This window comes from Nostoc sp. CHAB 5836 (assembly GCF_020829445.1).
Taxonomy (GTDB): Bacteria; Cyanobacteriota; Cyanobacteriia; order Cyanobacteriales; family Nostocaceae; genus Nostoc.
In genome coordinates this window covers 1-3,850 of sequence record NZ_JAIVFV010000314.1, presented here as the reverse complement: position 1 = coordinate 3,850, position 3,850 = coordinate 1, and the positions used below count along the sequence as shown (strand labels likewise).

The following is a 3,850-nucleotide window of genomic DNA, read 5'->3' as shown; positions in this document are numbered from 1 at the left end:
AGTGAACCACGAGTCCGCAAACGTCGCCCCAAAGCTTACCCCTTAATGACCAAACCTCGGCACGAATTACAAAATCTTTTGCAAACGGCTTAAACCACAAGCGTTTCAGCTTTTCTTAGTGCCATTCGGGTAAGGGGTAGAGAGTTTTTAGGAAGAACTGCCCCAAGCTCTGACTTTTCAAGTGTATCAATTATGTTGATCACATCAGCTGCATCACTTGGGTCTGATAGCGGAGGCGAAATTAGATGATGTTTTGTCAATTCGTAATCGTCAATGATCAAATCAAAAACAGATGCAACAGTTTGCTTGTTGAGAATTTCACAAGTGATTTTTTGACCAGCATAGGGTTGTTTAGATTTGCCGTAATTGGCATCTAGTAAGCGACGGCGTTTTGCTTCTCCCATACAGCATTTACTCCTAGAAAGTGACTGAATTTGAATCGAATTGATCTGATATTTTCAAAGGACGGACAGGACAAAAATCTTGATGAAGAAGAGGTATTGGTAAAACGGAGGGGGATTTAAGGAATTTCTTGGTTGAGTCAGGGGAGGTTCGGTACTCCTCCTTCTCCCTGCCCCCTACCAAGAGCCTCTTCTTTGAGTTTTAGTAGTACAAAAGAACTAATTCACGGAATTATACACGATGAAAGAGAATCACAATTATTTCCCCCCGGTGTTTCGACTCCGGTTCCATCTCTACGAGAGGCTACGCCAACGAGCCCAGGCGTGATGCTCAACACAAGTGTGTGGTCGAAACGTCAGATTAATACGGGTGCTAACCACTTTGTTGGTTTTGGGGACTTGATGCAGATGCGTAGACTGACAGCCAGGGTGCATCACAAGTAAGCTCCCGTGTTCAAGCCAGAAGTCCGTTGGTCTGCCATTTCTCGGTTTGATTTGAAACTTGCGAACAGACCCCAGGCTGACTGAAGCAATTGCTGGCGATAGTCCCATTGAAGAATCAGTATCAGCGTGCCACCCGATTGAATCCATACCTGTTCGGTACTGATTCCCAATGACGATACGAAACTTGTAACCTGTGAACGCAGTAATGGAGTCGCGCATTACTTGCAGAGCTTCTGTCCAAATCAGGGGTTTCAAAAACACGCTATTGGAGTATAGGTAATCACAGCCTTTGTCACCGTACAGGCATTCGAGGCGGGGGACGGGCATTGTTTTACCCGCCATACGTATTTGATTTTGCTGCCACTCCAATTTCAAGCAGTGTTGGTAGAGCGAGTTGGCAAGTTCCTGACTTAAGAAATCGGGGTAATAAGTGATGGGTAAAACTGGTGCTGATTCACCAAACAAATTAAGTTGTTGCATGGTAGTTCTCTTAACTTTTGAAACTGCTGTTAGTTCTGTTCAGCTTTAAAAACCTCAATCAACACACTCTCTGGATACAAGCCTACTCGTCCAAACCGTGGATCATGAATGCGTTCTATTTCTATTCCTTGTTGACGACACAATGCGCTGGCTTTTCTACCTTTGACGCTGGCTTCTTTAACCGATATTTCCAAACCTTGAAGATTGGCGAAACCGACAACACTGTATTTGTGACCGCATGGGGTGTTTACTCTGTCTTGTTCAACTTCAACAGCTTTGAGACGGTGCTGTAGTTGTTGATTGAGATTTTGTTGGGCAAGAATAGCTTGCTCTAGTTCGCGCTGACGGCAGTCTTGTTCAAACAGTTGTTGGGCAATTGCAACTAGATTCTGCGCATTTTGAAGAATGATTTCTATTGGTGATTGTGGCTGTTGAACAGTTGGTGGTTTCACCCAGCCTAAGACGTCTTGAATCCATGCTCTAACGCCAATGGTATTAAATGCTTTGCAAACTAATCTGGCTTGTTTAGTACAGTATCTTCCCGCCTCGTGAGCGTAGTAGTCTAAGATAATAGCGATCGCAATGTCGGGGATGCCAAGTGTACGCCACTCTGTGAGGTTTGCGGCATTAAAGCCTTGGTGCATAAGCATTTGAGCTAGTTTTGAAGGTTCTAGGTTTGCGCTCTCTAATGCTTTGATAATTGCCATATCACTCACCCCAGCTAGTCGTGCAGTGGCTTTGATACTGGCTTTACCATGACCATTGGAGTCAACTTCAATCTCTTGAGAGATTTGCTTGATGATTTCGGAGATTTCGATTTGAGACATAATTTTCAGTTCTGTTATTAGAGAGAATCAAAGATTTACGCGAACCAAACTTTTTTCACCGACCAGCGAGAAACGATTCCATACAATCGCTGATTGAGTTAAGGTTGGCGACACCAATTCAACAAGGTAGAACCAGGAATTATTTACCAGAGCTATTCCCAAAATCAGCCGTTGTTTTGCGTCATTGCCGTAAGAACATAGGATTACTTTCTGCCCCAAAGTAAAAGCGGGTTTTGACACGGGCAGAGTTACTAATTCTCCAGTGCCAATGATTTGATGTTGTGTGGCGTGAACAATTTCATTACGACAATCAATTGAGTAAAACCAAGTTTCATGTTTCCACTGAACACCGCAGCAGTAACCGAATGTTCTCGTGGTTCGGAGGTAGACTCTTTCTAGTAAATTGACTTCAACAGGTGGCATTGTTTTCCCCCAAGGAGGAGAGAGATACCAGCTAGTTTTAAGCACGTTAACGTTGTCAATCATGAGTTTTTCCTTTGTTGAGATAAAATTATTTTCAGTTGGTCAAAAATTAGTGCAGCGCATTGGGGGACAATGGCATTACCTAAAGCCATCAACTGTTGTTTGTGTTGTCTTCTAATGGCTTGGTATTCTGCCCAGAGTTGGTGATATTCTCGTTGGCAAGAGAGCGTAAGCGCTGCAACTTCAGTACAAGTGAGCCGATTAAAACTGGGGACTGTGGCAGAGGTGAGCCAATAATCAAGTCCTGCTCTTTTAAGCAGACATCCGTCCAGCCCTGTGGTACACCGATCATCGCCTCTACTAGATGCGGGTTTAGGGAACGCCCCGTAAACTGAGTTGGTAAGTCTGTGTTTCTGGAAGTTGCCAGCATCACCGCCGCCGACAGATGCAGGGTTTGTCCCGGACGGTGAGTACTGATTCCAGGATGTATCCCGTCGGTCGCTTTGGGAGTAGGCAATAATCCACACTCTTTCTCGTTTGTGGACAGCCCCCACTTGGGCAGCCGAAACAATTCCCCATTCAACATCAAACCCGATCTCGGCAAACTCCCAGAGTACCGAACGGAAAAATTCACTTCCTTCAGCAGTGAGCAGTCCGGGAACGTTTTCCACAATTGCCCAGTCTGGTCGAATCTCGCAAATGATTCTCTTGAATTCCCCAAACAGATTGCGTTCATCCTGCGATGCTTTTTGTTTCCCCGCGAGGCTGAAGGGGGGGCAAGGCAGTCCGGCGATGATGCCGTCAACTTCTGTAACTCCGACTCTTGCCAAAGACTCAACTGTAATGTCATGGATGTCCCCGATAATTGGAATTTGTGGGAAGCGCAGGTTTAGAACTTGTTGGCAGTATTGATTAATCTCGCAAAAAGCTACAGTCTCGAAACCGCCGCTAATCAGATGACCGAGGGTGAAGCCGCCAATACCAGAGCAGATGTCAAGAACTTTTTGAGTTTTAAAGGGAGTGATTTGGTCAATCATGCACGTCTCCCCAATAAGTAATTAATGGCTTCCGGATCAAGAGAGGTAATACGTTTTTTAATTGATTGAGGTGGATGCTCAAGAAATTGTTTAAGATGCCATCTGCGGATTTGGTAATGTTTAGCAGAGCGTCTTGTAGCTTTGAGCCATCCGCGATTTACCCACCTACAAACAGTTGACAAATTCAATCGAAGAACTTGAGCTATTTGTTTTATCGTATAGATTTCAGTTTGCTTTT

The 3,850-nt window shown here is 44.7% G+C and carries 6 protein-coding genes; all 6 read right to left on the bottom strand.

The features are described from left to right. Positions 1-89 precede the first annotated feature (89 nt). Positions 90-404 carry a hypothetical protein gene (locus LC605_RS31615; RefSeq protein WP_229551343.1) on the bottom strand — a complete coding sequence of 105 codons (315 nt, stop codon included), beginning with the start codon at positions 402-404 and terminating at the stop codon, positions 90-92. A gap of 291 nt (positions 405-695) precedes the next feature. Further along, the gene (locus LC605_RS31610; RefSeq protein WP_229551342.1) at positions 696-1,325 is read right to left on the bottom strand and encodes an alpha-ketoglutarate-dependent dioxygenase AlkB; all 630 of its coding nucleotides are present in this window, start codon (positions 1,323-1,325) and stop codon (positions 696-698) included. A gap of 29 nt (positions 1,326-1,354) precedes the next feature. Then, positions 1,355-2,152 carry a hypothetical protein gene (locus LC605_RS31605; protein WP_229551341.1) on the bottom strand — a complete coding sequence of 266 codons (798 nt, stop codon included), beginning with the start codon at positions 2,150-2,152 and terminating at the stop codon, positions 1,355-1,357. A gap of 27 nt (positions 2,153-2,179) precedes the next feature. After that, on the bottom strand, positions 2,180-2,638 hold the full coding sequence (locus tag LC605_RS31600; protein ID WP_229551340.1) for a DUF1392 domain-containing protein: 459 nt from the start codon (positions 2,636-2,638) through the stop codon (positions 2,180-2,182). After that, the gene (locus LC605_RS31595) at positions 2,635-3,612 is read right to left on the bottom strand and encodes a DNA cytosine methyltransferase (RefSeq protein WP_229551339.1); all 978 of its coding nucleotides are present in this window, start codon (positions 3,610-3,612) and stop codon (positions 2,635-2,637) included. Before LC605_RS31595 ends, LC605_RS31600 begins: the two co-directional genes overlap by 4 nt. Continuing rightward, on the bottom strand, positions 3,609-3,850 hold a 242-nt coding region (locus LC605_RS31590), incomplete at its 5' end, for a helix-turn-helix domain-containing protein (RefSeq protein ID WP_267868729.1). The genes LC605_RS31595 and LC605_RS31590, both read right to left, overlap by 4 nt.